This window comes from Candidatus Methylomirabilota bacterium, assembly GCA_036001065.1.
GTDB lineage: Bacteria > Methylomirabilota > Methylomirabilia > Rokubacteriales > CSP1-6 > MNEF01.
In genome coordinates, this window is the sequence record DASYUQ010000094.1 from 1 (window position 1) to 15,277 (window position 15,277).

General features: G+C 66.7%; 15 protein-coding genes. 7 read left to right on the plus strand and 8 right to left on the minus strand.

From position 1 onward, the window contains the following. Window positions 1-181: 181 nt before the first annotated feature. On the minus strand, window positions 182-1,261 hold the full coding sequence (gene dinB, locus VGV13_08660; protein ID HEV8641154.1) for a DNA polymerase IV: 1,080 nt from the start codon (window positions 1,259-1,261) through the stop codon (window positions 182-184). A 48-nt stretch (window positions 1,262-1,309) separates the two neighbouring features. Between dinB and VGV13_08665 the strand changes: the two genes are divergently transcribed. Next, window positions 1,310-1,810 (plus strand): hypothetical protein, encoded by a 501-nt coding sequence (locus VGV13_08665; protein ID HEV8641155.1) that lies wholly within the window; start codon window positions 1,310-1,312, stop codon window positions 1,808-1,810. Between the two features lie 46 nt (window positions 1,811-1,856). Here the strand turns inward: VGV13_08665 and zwf are convergent, their stop codons facing one another. The 4 genes from zwf to VGV13_08685 all read right to left on the minus strand — a co-directional run bounded on the left by zwf (window position 1,857) and on the right by VGV13_08685 (window position 5,799). Next, the gene (zwf, locus tag VGV13_08670) at window positions 1,857-3,842 is read right to left on the minus strand and encodes a glucose-6-phosphate dehydrogenase (protein HEV8641156.1); all 1,986 of its coding nucleotides are present in this window, start codon (window positions 3,840-3,842) and stop codon (window positions 1,857-1,859) included. Between the two features lie 93 nt (window positions 3,843-3,935). Next, window positions 3,936-4,394, minus strand: coding sequence for a hypothetical protein (locus VGV13_08675; protein ID HEV8641157.1), 459 nt, complete (start codon window positions 4,392-4,394; stop codon window positions 3,936-3,938). A gap of 4 nt (window positions 4,395-4,398) precedes the next feature. Further along, complete coding sequence (locus VGV13_08680) at window positions 4,399-4,983, minus strand: hypothetical protein (protein HEV8641158.1); 585 nt, start codon at window positions 4,981-4,983, stop codon at window positions 4,399-4,401. A gap of 54 nt (window positions 4,984-5,037) precedes the next feature. Further along, window positions 5,038-5,799, minus strand: a complete 762-nt coding sequence (locus tag VGV13_08685; GenBank protein HEV8641159.1) for an ABC transporter ATP-binding protein — start codon at window positions 5,797-5,799, stop codon at window positions 5,038-5,040. A 136-nt stretch (window positions 5,800-5,935) separates the two neighbouring features. Between VGV13_08685 and VGV13_08690 the strand changes: the two genes are divergently transcribed. Then, a complete protein-coding gene (locus VGV13_08690; GenBank protein ID HEV8641160.1) occupies window positions 5,936-7,117 on the plus strand; it encodes an acyl-CoA dehydrogenase family protein in 1,182 nt (393 codons plus the stop codon). A 126-nt stretch (window positions 7,118-7,243) separates the two neighbouring features. On the opposite strand, the gene VGV13_08695 is transcribed toward VGV13_08690, so the two are convergent. From VGV13_08695 to VGV13_08705, 3 genes are all read right to left on the minus strand, one after another. Next, the gene (locus VGV13_08695; protein HEV8641161.1) at window positions 7,244-8,932 is read right to left on the minus strand and encodes an ABC transporter substrate-binding protein; all 1,689 of its coding nucleotides are present in this window, start codon (window positions 8,930-8,932) and stop codon (window positions 7,244-7,246) included. Window positions 8,933-9,010: 78 nt separating this feature from the next. Then, window positions 9,011-10,033, minus strand: coding sequence for a 5-methyltetrahydropteroyltriglutamate--homocysteine methyltransferase (locus tag VGV13_08700; protein HEV8641162.1), 1,023 nt, complete (start codon window positions 10,031-10,033; stop codon window positions 9,011-9,013). A 126-nt stretch (window positions 10,034-10,159) separates the two neighbouring features. Then, the gene (locus VGV13_08705) at window positions 10,160-11,182 is read right to left on the minus strand and encodes a tripartite tricarboxylate transporter substrate-binding protein (protein ID HEV8641163.1); all 1,023 of its coding nucleotides are present in this window, start codon (window positions 11,180-11,182) and stop codon (window positions 10,160-10,162) included. Window positions 11,183-11,458: 276 nt separating this feature from the next. On the opposite strand from VGV13_08705, the gene VGV13_08710 reads away from it, so the two are divergent. The 5 genes from VGV13_08710 (at window position 11,459) to VGV13_08730 (ending at window position 14,930) form a co-directional block, all read left to right on the plus strand. Beyond that, the gene (locus VGV13_08710) at window positions 11,459-11,992 is read left to right on the plus strand and encodes a VOC family protein (protein HEV8641164.1); all 534 of its coding nucleotides are present in this window, start codon (window positions 11,459-11,461) and stop codon (window positions 11,990-11,992) included. 21 nt (window positions 11,993-12,013) lie between these two features. Further along, the gene (locus tag VGV13_08715) at window positions 12,014-13,090 is read left to right on the plus strand and encodes an integron integrase (protein HEV8641165.1); all 1,077 of its coding nucleotides are present in this window, start codon (window positions 12,014-12,016) and stop codon (window positions 13,088-13,090) included. A 244-nt stretch (window positions 13,091-13,334) separates the two neighbouring features. Continuing rightward, window positions 13,335-13,571, plus strand: a complete 237-nt coding sequence (locus VGV13_08720; protein ID HEV8641166.1) for a hypothetical protein — start codon at window positions 13,335-13,337, stop codon at window positions 13,569-13,571. 4 nt (window positions 13,572-13,575) lie between these two features. Then, a complete protein-coding gene (locus VGV13_08725; protein HEV8641167.1) occupies window positions 13,576-13,815 on the plus strand; it encodes a hypothetical protein in 240 nt (79 codons plus the stop codon). A gap of 146 nt (window positions 13,816-13,961) precedes the next feature. Next, on the plus strand, window positions 13,962-14,930 hold the full coding sequence (locus VGV13_08730; GenBank protein ID HEV8641168.1) for an ABC transporter substrate-binding protein: 969 nt from the start codon (window positions 13,962-13,964) through the stop codon (window positions 14,928-14,930). Window positions 14,931-15,277 lie beyond the last annotated feature (347 nt).

Here is a 15,277-nt window from a genome sequence, read left to right on the forward strand (position 1 = left end):
CCTTTCCGTCAGCGTGCAGCTTGATTCGGGTGCGGAGGTCGTGCGTCGTTCCGGTGTAGAGCCGTTGATCTCGATCACTCCGCAACACGTACGTGTAGTACACGGCGCCTCCCTTGGCGCGAATAGTTGGAACGGCACTAGAAGAAAAGCGGTGCGACTGTCAAGGGAACGTGACCGAGGCTCAGGCCCGCACGAGCTTCTCCACGCGCACGCCGATCAGCCGAATCAGCCTCTGCTTCGGATTCTCACGCTGATCGAAGAAGGGCTGCAGCAGCCGGACGGCGCTGGCGTACAGCGCCTCTTCGGCCTCCAGCGGCTCGCGTTCCGTGTGCGACCGGCTCCGGGTCGTAAAATTCTCGAAGCGGACCGTGACCGTCACCGTCCGGAACGCGCGAAAGCCCTGCCGGCCGAGGCGCTCGAAGACCTCTCGGGCGAGCCCCCGGGCTCGCTCGAGGACGAACGACGCGTCCAGCGTTTCCTCCTCGAACGTCTCCTGCTCGCCGATTGTCTTGGCCTCCCACTCATTGGACACCGGGCTGTCGGAGATGCCCTGGGCCTTGGCGAAGAGATCTTCGCCCCCGCGGCCGAAGCAGTCGACCAGCGTGACCAGCTGGACCCCGCGGAGGTCACGAACGGAGCGAATGCCCCGCTGGTGGAGGAGGCCCTCGGTCTTGGGCCCGACACCCGGGATGGTCCGGATCGGCAGCGGGTCGAGGAAGCCCTGGACGTCTTCGGGCCGGACCACCGTCAGGCCGTCGGGCTTCGTGAAGTCCGAGGCGATCTTGGCCACGAGCTTGTTCGGCCCGATGCCCACCGAGCAGGTCAGCCCCTCGCGTTGGACGAGCTCGAGCTTCAGCGACCGGGCGCGCGCGGCGGCCGCCTCGAAGCTGTCCAGCGACGACAAATCCAGGTAGGCCTCGTCGATGCTCGCCTCCTCGAAGGTCTCGGCACTCTCCGCCAGAAACGCCATGATCCGCCCGGAGACTGCGACATAGAGATCGCGATGGCCACGGACAAAGATCGTCTCCGGCTCGCCCCTCCGGCGCGCGGCCTCGGCCAGACGCCAGGCCCGGGAGATCGGCAGAGCGGACCTGATGCCGTACTTCCGCGCGGCGTAGCTTGCCGCCGTGACGACCCCTCGGCCCTGGCCCCCTTTGGGGTCCGCTCCGACGACGACGGGCTTGCCGCGAAGGTCGGGGTGGTACCGCTCCTCGACGGCGGCGTAGAAGGCATCCATGTCGACATGCGCGATGATCCGCACGAGGCTGTTCTACGCTATCCTCTGGGATCAGCCAAGGAGGTCACGTCATTGGGGTACACGCTCGAGCAGCTCACCGCCGAATGTCACCGCATCCTCACGACGGATCCGGGTCCCGGGGGTCGAACGCGGATGGGTGCGCTCATCCAGGATGTCCTGAAGGACGAGGCCTTCATCGCCACTCACCTCGGCGACGACGGGCCGGAGCGCAAGATCCTCTACGAAGACCCGGACCTCGGCTTCTGCATTCTCGCCCACGTCTACAAGGGAGCGAAGGAAAGCCAGCCCCACGATCACGGCCCGTCCTGGGCGATCTACGGCCAGGCCCGGGGCCAGACCGTGATGAGCGATTGGGCCCTCGTCGAGCCTCCCACCGAGAGCAGGCGCGGCAAGGTGCGCCACCTGAGGAGCTACACCCTCAAACCGGGCATGGCGCACCTGTACAACGAAGGCGATCTCCACTCACCGCGACGCGACGGCCCCACCCGGCTGATCCGCATCGAGGGCACGAACATGGACAAGGTCCGTCGCCTGCCCTACGAGAAGGTGTGACGATACCGGCAAGGCCGGGGCACCGGAGTTGGGGGATCAACGCCGCTCAGTGACGGGCGGCGTCGCTCAGCAGCGTCTCCGCCTGGATGTTCAGGTCGTAGCGGTCCCTGGCGATCTGGAGCACGCTGTCGGCGAACTGCGGGTAGTCCCGCAGGATACGGCTGAAGCCGGTCTTGTCCAGCGCCACGAGGTCACAGCCGGTCTTGGCGCGGACGGTCGCCGTGCGCGGCGTGTGAATCAGGAGGGCGATTTCGCCGAAGCAATCGCCGTCCCCGAGCGTCGCCAGCACCTTGCCGGAGTCGTCGAGCACCTCCACCTCGCCGCGGACGACAACGTACATCTCGCGTCCCATGTCGCCCTTCCGAATGAGCGTCTCGCCGGCGCCGACCACCCTTGGGCGCAGCGCCAGGACGACCTGCGAGAGGAACAGCGGGTCGCCGTCCCTGAAGATCGCCACCTTCTTGAGCACCTCTTCGGTCAGGAGCTCGAACCAGCGGCGGCCGTCGCGCTCGATGAGGTCCGCCGCCGCCTTCGGTCCCCAGCTGCCACGGGCGTAGTTCGGGAACTCGGCCGGCGCGGCCTTCCAGTAGTCCAGGATGGGCTGTGCGACCTGCCAGGCCGCCTCGACCAGGTCGCCCCGGGAAAAGAGCGTGCCGTCGCCATGCGAGCAGGAGTAGATCATCACCTCGTAGCCGGTGTAGCGCGATGCCTTGAACGCCTCACCGTAGCCGAAGCGCATCTTGACCGGTTGCAGCTGCAGCGTGGGCCCCGGGACCTTCGCCTGGAACTGGACCTCGATGCCCTGATACGGCTGGATATGGAAGATCAGGCGGTTGGCGGAGATCGCCCGCACCGGCGTGTTGCGGAAGAGCACCTGCGGGGCCCTCTTGAACTCCACGATGATCTCGGTACCCCGCTTCCAGAGCGCCTTGCCGGAGCGCAGGTAGATCGGCACGCCTTCCCAGCGCCAGTTGTCGATGTGGAACCGCGCCGCCGCGAACGTCTCGGTCTTCGACTGGGGATCGACGTCCTTCTCCTGGCGGTACCCCGGCTTGACGACCTCGCCGTGCGCGCCCAGCTGGGGGCCGTACTGCCCGCGGACGACGTACCGCGCGACCTCGTCGGGCGTGTAGACGCGCACGGCCTCGAGCAGCTTGGCCTTCTCGTTGCGGATGGCGTGCGAGTCGAAGGAGCCCGGAACCTCCATGCACAGATAGGCCAGCATCTGGAACATGTGGTTCTGCATCATGTCGCGCAGCACGCCGGAGCTGTCGTAGTAGCCGCCACGCCCCTCGACGTCGACCGCCTCCGCGACGTTGAACTGGATGTTGTCGATGAAGTGCTTGTTCCAGAGCGGCTCGAACATGCCGTTGCTGAAGCGGAACGCCAGGAGGTTCTGCACCGTCTCCTTGCCGAGGTAATGATCGACGCGGTAGATCTGGTCCTCGTGCCAGTGGGCCAGCACGTCGCGGTTGAGCTGCAGCGCGGACTCCAGATCGGTGCCGAAGGGCTTCTCGACGATGATCCGCTTCCAGCCCGGACCGTCCTTGAACCCGGCCCTGTGCAGCTGCTCGCAGATCAACCCGAAGAAGCGCGGGGCCGTGGCGAAGTAGAAGAGCACGTTGCCTTCGGCTTTGTACTGCGCATCGAGCCGGGCGACCTCGACCTTGAGCTGCCGGAAGGCGTCCAGGTCGGCGAACGCGGCGGGCATGTAGTGGAAGCGTCCGACCAGCTTGTCCCAGGCCGCCTGGTCGAACGCGTGGCGGGTGTGAAACTGCCTGATGTCGTTGCTCATCCGCTCGCGGAACGATTCCGTCGTGAGCGGATCCATCGCCGCCCCCAGCAGGGCGAACTGCTCCGAGAGCAGGTCGTCGCACGCCAGGTTGTACAGCGCCGGCACGAGGAGGCGCTTGGTCAGGTCTCCCGACGCGCCGAAGATGAGCAGCACGCACGGCTGGCTCGTCGGACTGGACGGATCTGCCCCCTCGCCGCTACTTCCCAGCACCCGGGCATGCTCGCTCACTGGGCTCATGGTCCCCCCTCGCGGAAGCTCGAACGTCATCAGGATCGCCGACGCGCGCGATCCTCACGCCACCAGTACGTGTACCGCAACTTCTCCGGCTCGTCACGCTCGGGCGGAACGCGGTCGAGTGAGGGCGCGCCTGCCGCTCCGGCGGCGGGCGGGCCGTGAGCGTCCGCCTCCGCGGCGCACGGACACCGGCAACGCGCCGGGGACGATCGCCAGATGGATCGGATTCACGCCTGGCCCGTGGCCGGCCAGCATGGCGTCCTCGGCCTGCTCGAGCGGAAGCGAGTATGTGTGAACCTTCTCGATGCTCAGCACGCCGCGGATGCTGAGCTCCTTGTAAAGGACGTCGTCCACCTGCAGCTCGCGCTCGTAGACCACTATGTGGCGCGGCTCCTGACCGTCCACCGCCCGATAGCGGCGCGCGCTCACGATCTGCGGGAAGCGCCGCCGGACGTCGGGCAGGTGCTCCTCCTCGTACCACCGGTTGAACTCGGCCTCGTGCTTGGGGTCCACCGTCGCCAGGCTCAGCATGAGGCCGCGCGCGCCCCCGGCCATCGCCCTAGCCCCGCGGCTTCGCGCGACGGCGCTCGGTGAGCGGCCGGAACGAGGTCTCGCGCACGCCGGCGGCCAGCCTGGCCGGCAGGGGTGTCGCCTTCGCCGGGTCCGGGAGTCTCTGGACACCGATGACCGGGCACGAGCGGTCGAGGCCGACGACGGGCATCCAGACCGCCTCTGGGCGCTCCGCCTGAGCTTCCGCCCGCCGCTTTTCGGCCTCCGCCTCCGGAACGCCCTCGAAGGCGGCGAGGTAGAGCCCGCCCTCGGGGGGGACGTCGAGGAGCGCGGTCATGTCGTGGTCGCCCGCGTCGTAGAGGTTGCGGCTCCAGTGGCTGATGTACGGCTTCCAGTCCGCCCAGCCCCAGCTCGCCTTGTACTCGGGGCTGGTGAACGCGTCGGGCGACGCGACGACCCAGAGAGCCAGGTACCGGATGGTCTGATCGAGCCCGACCGCCTGGTAGCGCTGCCCGGAGAGGAAGTGGGGGTGAGTCATCATCTCGGCGAGCTTGGGCCCGCTATACCACGCGTGCCATTGCTCCTCGAGGTCGGGTCGCGTGAAGTTGCTCCGCACCGCGTAGACGAAGCTCATGCGCCCTCCCGAGGCTGGGAATTCGCGCCATAGGCGACCGAGAGATCGCGGACCTCAAGCACGAGGCACCCGACCGAGCGTGCGGCGGTCGCCCAGATAGGCGGTGATCACGGCCGGATCGCTGGCCACCGCGGCCGCCGCGCCGCGGGCGATGACGGTGCCGTAGTTGAGGACGACGACCTGCTCGGACAGGGTCATCACGGCCCGCACGTTGTGCTCGATGAGGAGGAGGGCGAGCCCGAGCTCCCGGGCGAGCCGCCGGATGATGTCCGTCATCTCCTCGGTCTCCTGCGGATTGAGGCCGGCCAGCACCTCGTCCAGGAGCAGAAGCTCGGGCCCGGTGGCCAGCGCCCGCACCATCTCCAGGCGCTTGCGCTCCGAGAGCGTGAGCGTCCCCGCGGGCCGGCTCGCCTTGGGGCCGAGCTTGCCGTACTGGAGCAGGTCGCGGGCCCGGGCCTCGGCCTCCGATCGCCGGAGCCGGGCGCCCGCGCTCCGACGACCGAAGAGATAGGCGGCGGCGACGTTGTCCACCACGGACAAACGGGAGAACGGCTGGACGATCTGGAACGTACGGGCGATCCCCGCGTGGCACACGGCGTGAGGCGGGCGGCCGGTCAGATCCCTCCCACGGAAGACGACGCGGCCGCTGTCGGGACGGAGCACGCCGGAGATGACGTTGAACAGCGTCGTCTTGCCGGCGCCGTTGGGGCCGATGAGCCCTACCACCTGGCCGGCCTCGACTTCCAGCGTGACGCCGGCGAGGGCCCGAATTCCCCCGAACCGCTTGGAGACCTGCTGGACGTCGAGGAGCGCCACCGCGATCTCCTTGTCGACCGGCTTTCGTCGACGCTGGGGGGTGCTTAATCTAGCATGACGCACTCGAAGGGCGCGACGTTTGCGCTTCCAGTTCAGACACCTGGGTGCTTCGGCGTGATGTAGAGTAGGGCCCGCCATGAGGCCGGACCGCTCAGGGAGCGACGTCGATTACCGAGAGCTGGCGCGCATGCTGGCGCCGAAGATCGCCGCCTGCGCGGATCAGATCGAACAGGAGCGTCGGCTCCCCCAGGCACTCCTCGACGAGCTGATCGACGCCGGCCTCTTTCGATTGCTCCTGCCCCGCTCGCTCGACGGCGCCCAGGTCGATCCGGTCACGTTCGTGGGGGTCATGGAGGAGATCAGCAAGGTCGACGCGAGCACCGCGTGGGTGATCTGCCAGACGTCCGGATGCTCGATGGTCGCCGCGCACCTCTCCGAGGACGTCGCGCGGAAGCTCTTCGGGGGTCAGCCCCACGGCATCCTGGCCTGGGGGCCGGGGCTCTCCTCCCGGGCCGTCCCCGTCGAGGGCGGCTACCGGGTGACCGGCACCTTCAGCTTCCTGAGCGGCAGCCGGCATGCCACCTGGCTCGGTGGCCTCACGACGGTCTCCGGCGCTGACGGCCCTCGTCGGGGCGCCGACGGCCGCCCGCAGCAGCGCTGGGTACTGTTCCCGGTCGCCAGCGTGACGCTGAGCGACGTCTGGCACGTGATCGGGCTCCGGGGGACGGGGAGCGATTCGTTTTCCGTCTCCGACCAGTTCGTGCCGGAGGAGCACACCGTCTCCCGGGACAACGAATCGCCGCCACGCGACCCGAGCCCCCTCTACGGCTTCCCGCTGGTGACCATGTTCTCCGTCGGCTTCGCCGGCGTGGCGCTCGGCATCGCCCGGTCCATCTTCGACGCGCTCGTCGCCCTGGCCAGGGACAAGGTGCCGCGAGGGTTCAAAGGGGCTCTCCGCGAGAACGGCGTGCTCCAGTCCCAGGTGGCCCAGTCCGAGGCGCGGCTCGGCGCCGCCCGCCTGTTCCTGATGACGGCCCTCGAGGAGATCTGGGAGGCGGCGCAGCGCTCGGGACGCGTCACGCTCGATCAGCGCATCCGCCTCCGGCTGGGAGCGAGCCACGCCATCCAGCAGGCCACCGAGGTCGTCAACTTCGCGTACCACGCCGCCGGCGGGAACGCGGTCTTCGTGGGCAGCGCCTTCGAGCGCCGCTTCCGTGACATGCACGCGGTCACGCAGCAGATGCAGGGGCGCCAGGATCATTTCGAGACCGTCGGTCAGTTCCTGCTCGGGCTCGAGCCCGATTCCTCGCATCTCTAGATACTGGGAACAGCCGTAGGAGCTCGGCCGAGCGTGTCGCAGTAAACGCCTCCGAGCGCCGGCTCCGCCGGCGCAATCGAATCCTGGGGGGAGGCTTCGGAAGGGGGGCGAAGCCCCCCTCCGAGGTTACTGGCGCGGAGCTGGCTTGTAGGGGCCGTCCGCCGCCACCGCCGGCGCGATGATGACGATCTTGCCGTTCTGGAACTGTCCCGCGTAGAGGTACTTCTCGCCCATGCCGTTGAGGATCCGGTTGCCGAGCTTCACGTTGTAGTTGAAGCGGTGCGGGCCGTGCAGCGTGTCGAATGTCAGATTCCGAAGCGACGCCATGAACTTCTCGCGGTCCAGCGTCCCGGCGGCTTCGATGCCCCGCCGCATGGTCTCCAGGGCCAGGTAGCGGATGGGCAGGACGAGCGACTTGAAGGCGTAGGGATCGCCCACGTTGAGGCGCTTGAGGATCGTGAGGTAGCGCTGGTCCAGGTGCTTGCGGGCGATGTGCGTCTCTCCGGTCAAGCCCTCGGCCAGCGTGGCGCCGGCCTGCTGCGCGAATTCCGGCACCAGGTGGATGACGTGGAGCGCCTTGGGCTTGAGACCGAGCTCGTTGGCCTGCTTGACGAACGGCACGCTGGTGACGGTCCAGCCCGACGAGTACACGATATCGGGGTTGAGCTGCTTGAACTTGGCGATCACTGCTGAGAAATCGCTCGTCTGAAACGGCACCGACTCGGTGGCGACCACCTCGAGGCCCGCCTTCCGGGCCAGCTCGACGGAGCCCTCCGCGATGTCCTTGGTGTGCGGGTGGTCTTCGATGAGAAAGGCGATGGTCCGGTAGTTGGCGACGCCCTTGTCCCTCAGCTCCTTGATCAGGTCGAAGTACGGGATCGACCAGTACTGGGCGGGCCGGTCCACTCCGGCGATCCACTGGAAGCCTCGCGCGTAGATGATCGGGCTGTTGGCCTCGACCAGGATCATCGGGATCTTGAGGCGCTCGGCCACCGTCGAGGCCCGGAGCGTGATGGGGCTCGACCCGGGCCCGATGAAGAACTGGACCTTGTCTACGGCCGCCAGCTTCTCGTAGAGCTCCACCGACTTCTCGGGGCTCGACTCGTCGTCGTAGAGCACGAGCTGGATGGGGAGCTTGGCGTTGTACTCGCGGACGAAGATGCCTCCCTCGGCGTTGACGAGCTTCTCCCAGCCCTTCATGAACTCGATGATCCCGGGGCCCCAGTCGCTGGAGAAGCGGCCGGTGACGGCGACGGTGCCGCCGATCTTGATGCGGTCCGGGCGCTGGGCCCCGGCGGGCGGTGCGAGCCACAGCCCCATGGCCAGGGCCAGGAGGATCGCGGGGAACCGCCTCGACGTGATCATGCGCCTGTCCTCCTGCGTCGTCCGTCGCTCCAACCCGATGGCCCGGTCCACGGCCAGGAAGCTTGGGCCGGCCAGGACCAGCATGAGGGCCATCACCCCGAGGGTGAGCGGGAACTCCAGCCCCCCTTTGCCCCAGAAGAAGCCGTTGGCCAGATGCACTTTAAGGACTGCGACCGTCATGTCGATGACGAGCCCCGCCGCCCAGAAGCGCGTCAGGAAGCCGAAGAAGATGCAGAGACCGCCGAAAAACTCGGTGACGGTCACGACCCAGGCCCAGAAGAGGCTCGGTTCGATCCCGAGCTTGACGAAGTATGCCGCCAGGCCGGCGACGCCGGAGCCGCCAAACGCTCCGAACAGCTTCTGCGACCCGTGCATCACGAAGACGAAGCCCAGGAAGAGCTGCAAGATCAGCACGGCCCACCGCTCCAGTCCCTCGAGCCGCTGTAGCACTGTGCGCCCTCCCTGCTCCGAGGCCTCGCCGCGTCGCTCCCGACGTCGCCGGGATCGTAGGAGAGGCGAGGAGACGTGTCAACCGAACTCCGCGCGTAGCATCTTCGCCGCCGCCACCATCGACGTCATCTTGCCGAAGGCGACATCGCGCGGCAGGTACTTCATCCCGCAGTCCGGCGCGAGAATGACGTGCTCCGGCTTGACGTAGAGCAACGCGCGCTTGATGCGCGCGACGATCGCCTCCGGCGTCTCCACCGTCGTGTCGTTGAGGTCGAGGCACCCCACCATGATCTCCTTCGCCGCGAGCTCGGCCAGCACCGCGCAATCGAGCTTCGACTGCGCCGTCTCGACGGAGACCTGGTGGCAGGGGCACCCGGCGAGCTCGGGCAGGAAGGAGTAGCCCGACGGGCGCTGATGGATGATGGCGGCGTAGCCGAAGCAGATGTGCACGGCGGTCGTGCCGGTGACGCCCTCCAGCGCCCGGTTGAGCGCCTTCAACCCGTACTGACGCGCCTTCTCGGGGCGGGCCTGCATGTACGGCTCGTCGAGCTGCACGATGTCGGCGCCGGCGGCGAAGAGGTCGCGGATCTCCTCGTTCACGGCGGCCGCGTAGTCCAGGGCGGCCGCCTCCTCGCTCGGATAGTAGTCGTTCTGCGCCTGCTGCGTCATCGTGAACGGGCCCGGCACCGTCATCTTGATCGGCTTCGTCGTGTGCGCGCGTAGGAAACGCGCGTCCTCCACCTCGACGGGGCGCTGGCGCCGGATCGGCCCGGCGATACGCGGCACGGGGTTCGGATGGCCCGAACGGTCGAGGGCGGTGCCGGGGTTGTCGATATCGATGCCCTCCAGCGCGGTAGCGAAGCGGTTCGAGTAGCTCTCCCGCCGGATCTCTCCGTCGGTGATGATGTCGAGCCCCGCTTCCTCCTGGGCGTGGATCGCCAGCACCGTCGCGTCGTTTTGCGCTTCCTCCCGCCACGGCTCGGCGACGCGCCACAGCTCTCTGGCCCGCACGCGGGGCGGGAAGCGCCCGGCGAGCTTCGCGCGGTCGATCAGCCACTCGGGCTGCGGGTAGCTGCCGACGAGCATGGTCGGAAATAGCATCAGGCTCGAGCCCTCACGGCTTGCGCACTGTGGCGCGACGCTAGTGCCGTTCCAACTTGTTGATACTAAATCTGTCCACGAACGACGTACACGGTGCCTTCCTAGGCGCGAATAGTTGGAACGGCACTAGTTGTAGAGGATGGTCTTCAGCTTGGCCACGAGCGCGGGATCCAGCGCGAAGACCTCGGTGACCATCTTTTCCAGATCTTCGCCGCTCACCGGGTCGAGGGTGAGCTTCGACTTTTCGGCCTCCGCCAGGAACTCCCTGTCCTTCAACGTCTCCTGGAAGACCTTGCGCAAGAGCTGGACCCGTTCCTTGGGCGTGCCGGGAGGCAGGACGAAGGGGCGGGAGTAGGCACCGGTCGCCTGGGCCACCTGGATCAGCCGGCGTGCCTCGTCGGTCTTGGCGAGACTAAGGGCGAGGGGCACTCCGCGCAGATCCGGGAACTCCTTGGCGGTGACTTGCAGGACCACGACCACGTTCCCCGCGTCCAGGGCGCCGCGCCACGTCGCCCTCATCGACTCCCAGGACCAGCAGCCCCCGGCCACCTCACCACTGTCGGCGGCCAGACGGATCTCGGAGGTCCCCTTGTACCCCGAGACGACCTGGATCGGCAGCCCGAGCGCCGCCCGGAGGAGTCTGCCGACGTTGTCGGGAGGGGAGCCCAGCCCGGAGCCACCCAGCTTGACGGGCGTCTTGGCGGCCATCCATTGCTCGATGGAGGTGATGCCGCTCGCCTTGGTCAGACCGCACACGGCGTCCTCCTTGACGGCGGCCCCGATGAACTCGAACTTCCGGGCATCGAAGTCGATCCCCGGCTGCCCCAGGACTTGACCGAGGATCAACGATCCGAGGAAATGCCCCACGGTGAGACCGTCCGGCTTGGCCAGGCGGTACAGGTGATTGGCGGCGATGACACTGCCGGCCCCGGTCATGTTCTCGACGATGATCGTGGGTTTACCCGGGATGTGCTTGGCCATGTGCCGGGCGATGAGCCGGGCGTACGCATCGAAGCCTCCCCCCGCCGCCAGGCCCACGATGATGCGGATGGTCTTGCCCTCGTAAAACGATTGAGCCTGGACCGGACCACTGCCGGCGCAGCTCAGCACGACCAGCGCAGTCAACAGGGCCAGAAGCCGTCCGTGCATACGGTGCCTCCGGGTTACGCCCTCGTTCGGGATCGGCGGTAACCGGAAGAGTAAACGGCCTGCGCCTACCGGGCAAGGGGCGGGCCGCCCCAATTCCCGCTTGACGCCCCCTGGGCCGCGGTGTAACAGGAGGTCGGCGGAGACCGGCGGAATCTCCGAGGCCAGCTGAACCAGCGCGACACGCTCCGGGCGATGGCGCTTCGCAAAGACGTGAAGCCGCATTTTGCCGAGGCGAACCAGGCCATCGCGGTGTAGGCGGCCAGCGCAGGAGGCATCATGGCACGCGTGAGAGGACTGGGCCACGTCGGGATCTACGTCCGCGATCTGGACCGCATGGTGGGGTTCTATCGCGACGTCCTGGGCATGCAGGTGACGAAGCAGAACTGGCGCCACGGGCTCGTGTTCTTGAGCGCGGATCCCCAGGCCGTCGACCACGAAATCGCGCTCGTCCGGGGACGGCCCGAAGGCGAGGGACCCCGCTTGATCCACCAGATCTCCCTGCGGGTGGAGACCCTCGAAGACTTGAGAGCCTTCCGCCGTCGTCTGCTGGCCGAGGGCTACCGCATCGACCAGATCGTCAATCACGGCAGCGCGCTCGGCTGCTATTTCTTCGATCCCGAGGGCAACCGCACGGAGGTGTTCTGGCTGACCGGCCGCGCCTGCTGGGTGCCCCACTCCGATCCGATCGATATTGAACAGCCGGACGAGGCCATCATGGCGACGGTCGACCGCGTGTGGCAGCGGATCGGCCACGTCCCGGTGGGCGGGGTGATGGAGCCCGAGACCGCGACGCTGCGGTCGGGCGGCTAATCGAAAGGAAGCCTCGAGAGCATGAGCATGGTCGCCTGTCCGTCGAGCAACCGAATCTTCTATCCTGTCCCGTCGGGAGGTGCCGTCACCGCGACGCTTGCCGTCCGTGAAGTCAGCCCGGGCGGCGTGCCAAAGCCGCGACTCCTCGACCGGGTTCGCGAGGCCGTCAGCGCCAGACACTATAGCCGCCGTACCGAGAAGGCGTACGTTCACTGGATCAAGCGTTACATCTTCTTCCACGGCAAGCGCCATCCGGCTGAGATGGGCGCGGCCGAAGTGACCTTGTTCCTGACATCCCTCGCCGTTCACGGCAAGGTCGCGGCCTCCACCCAGAACCAGGCCCTGAGCGCGTTGCTGTTCCTCTATCGCGAGGTGCTCGGCGTTCAGCTCCCGTGGCTCGACGACGTCGTCCGGGCCAAGCGGCCCCAGCATCTGCCGGTAGTGCTGACGCGCGACGAGGTCCGCGCCGTTCTCCAGCGGCTCGACGGCGTACCACGACTCATGGCGATCCTGCTGTACGGTGCGGGACTTCGCTTGCTGGAATGCTGTCGCCTGCGATTGAAGGATGTCGACTTCGCGACGAACCAGATCGTCGTCCGCGACGGCAAGGGGCGCAGAGATCGGGTGACGATGCTGCCGGCCGCGGTCAGGGCCGCGCTGATCGCCCACATCGAGCGCGTGCGGGAGCAACACGAAGCCGACCTCCGGCAAGGGGCCGGCTGGGTCGAGCTGCCCGGCGCGCTGACGCGCAAGTACCCGAACGCCGGCCGGGAGTGGGGGTGGCAATGGGTCTTTCCAGCCACGCGCTTCTACCTGGACCGCCTCACCGGGCAGCGTCGCCGCCACCACCTGCACGAATCCGTTCTCCAGCGGGCGGTGAAGGATGCGGTCCGTGGCGCCGGGATTGTCAAGCAGGCCACCTGCCACACCTTCCGTCACTCGTTTGCCACCCACCTGCTGGAGGAGAGCCACGACATCCGCACAGTCCAGGAGCTGCTCGGCCACCAAGACGTCAGCACCACGATGATCTACACGCATGTTCTCAACCGGGGACCGGCCGGGGTACGGAGCCCCGCCGACCGGATGTTCCTGTCATGACCTCGCAGGCCGGAAACGTCGGGCTGACCGCGGACGCCCAGGTGATACGTTGCAGCGCCTCGCGGTGTATCACGGCAAGCGAGGCACGGCGTGTTCTGCAACGTTGCAGAAACGCTGGCACCTTCGGATCTCGGGCAGGCTCGTTCGTCATGCTATACAGAACTACGCAGCTGGATAACGTAGTTCAAGAGAGATCGGTTCGGCGAATGAGTTGTGATCGGGGCAGTCGTGCTAGCTTGGGCCGATGGACTTCGAGGTTGTCGGCCCGGTCCGAAACATCGAAACTATTGCCGCTGGGCGGGCAATCAAGGAGCTGAGGCGACTACGCCGACGGTATGGCAAGGGACGGTGGCGCAAGAGGAAGGGCATCGCGACCGTCCGTCTCCAAGACGAGACGATTCACAAGGCTGAGGTTCACTGGTACGAAGCTCACGGCATCGGCCGGCGGGAGATGAAGATCAAGTTCCCGCTATTGGACTGAAGGAATGAAGAGACAGAGGAAGCGGAGGGTCCGTTTCGCCGTGTGTATCAAGAATAAGGGTTACGAAGCGTCGCTTGAGGTAGGAAAGCTGTATCGAGTCGTCCCCGATGAGGATGCTGAGAAGCACGGGTATCTTCGGATCGTCGACGAGAGCGGCGAAGACTACGGCTATGCTGCACGTCGCTTCTTCGCGGTCGATCTACCCAAACCTCTTGAGAAGGTTCTTCTCCAGGTTGCGTCCTGACGACGATTCGCCGAACCACGCGCTTCAGCGGACGCGCTTTACGCGCCGCTGAGCGCAGCGTTAGGCTTCGCTCGAACGGTCGCGAGAGATCAGTGAGTCCAGGTCAGGAGCGATACGAGAGTCGGCGCGACATCGGAGTGAGATGAGTGATTGACAGACGGCTCGCGCTCCTCGTCATTCTCGCTCTCCTCGCCGCGCCCCTCGCGGCAGAGGCCCAGCCACCGAAGAAGGTGAGGATCGGCTACCTGTCCGCCAATCCTTCGTCAGATACGAAGGATGCCATCGACGCATTTCCGACGAAGTTACGCGCCCTCGGTTACATCGAGGGGCAGAATCTCCTCATCGAGTCTCGCTATGCAGACGGGAGGTACGAACGGCTTCCCGAGCTCACCGCGGACCTGGTCCGGCTCAAGGTGGACGTCATCTTCGTGTATTCAACGCCAGGATCTCTGGCGGCCAAGAATGCGACTAGCACCATCCCGATCGTCTTCGCTGGCGTTTCCGATCCGTTGATCGTCGGCCTCGTCGCCACCTTGACCCGGCCCGGCGGAAACATCACGGGAGTGACGCTGAGCAACTCGGAGCTGAGCGCCAAGCGCCTGAGCCTATTGAAGGAAGCCGTGCCCGCCATGTCGCGCACGGCCGTCCTCGCGAATCCGAATTTCGAACCCTCTTCGGGCATGGTGGCGGAGACGAGAGCTGCGGCCCGAGCACTGGGAGTGGAGATTCAGGTCCTGCCACAGGAGCTTGCGAAAGCCTTCGGGATCATGACCGCGGCGAAAGCTCATGCCGTCGTCGTCGTGCCGGATCCGATGTTCGTCGCTCATCGGCGACGGATCGCGGAGCTTGCAGCGAGCAGCCGGATACCCGCGATGTACCATTTGCGGCAATTCGTGGAGGCGGGCGGCCTCATCTTCTACGGGGCGGACTATGTGGAAGCATTTCAACAGGGCGGCGTGTTGGTGGACAAGATTCTGAAAGGCGCGAAGCCCGCGGACCTGCCGGTGGAGCAGCCCTGGCGGTTTGCGCTGGGGATCAACCTCAAGACCGCGAAGGTGCTGGGACTCACTATTCCGCAGTCGCTGCTGGTACGAGCAGATTACGTCGTCGAGTGACGGCCTACATCCAAATGATTCAGACTGAACGGTCGGGGAGATTAGGTAACAAAAGAGTCCGGGGACATGGGTTACACGGTTCGGCGCCATCAACCGATACTCGCCGTCCTCCCGGCTAACTTCGCGTTGCACCGGGCCGCACGCTCGCGTTGCTCGCCTGCGGCCGGTGAGCGTTAGGCGCACACTCCAGACGCGCTGTGCGCTCAATGCTGCTTGCTCGAAGGGACGTCCGGAGGTACTCTTGGGCGTACTGAAGGAGGCGCCCCGATGTCCAAGGTGCTTGACATCATGCCGGTTACCGATCTTCGGCAGGACGCGGCTGCGGCTCTCAAGCGGGTTCGCGCCAC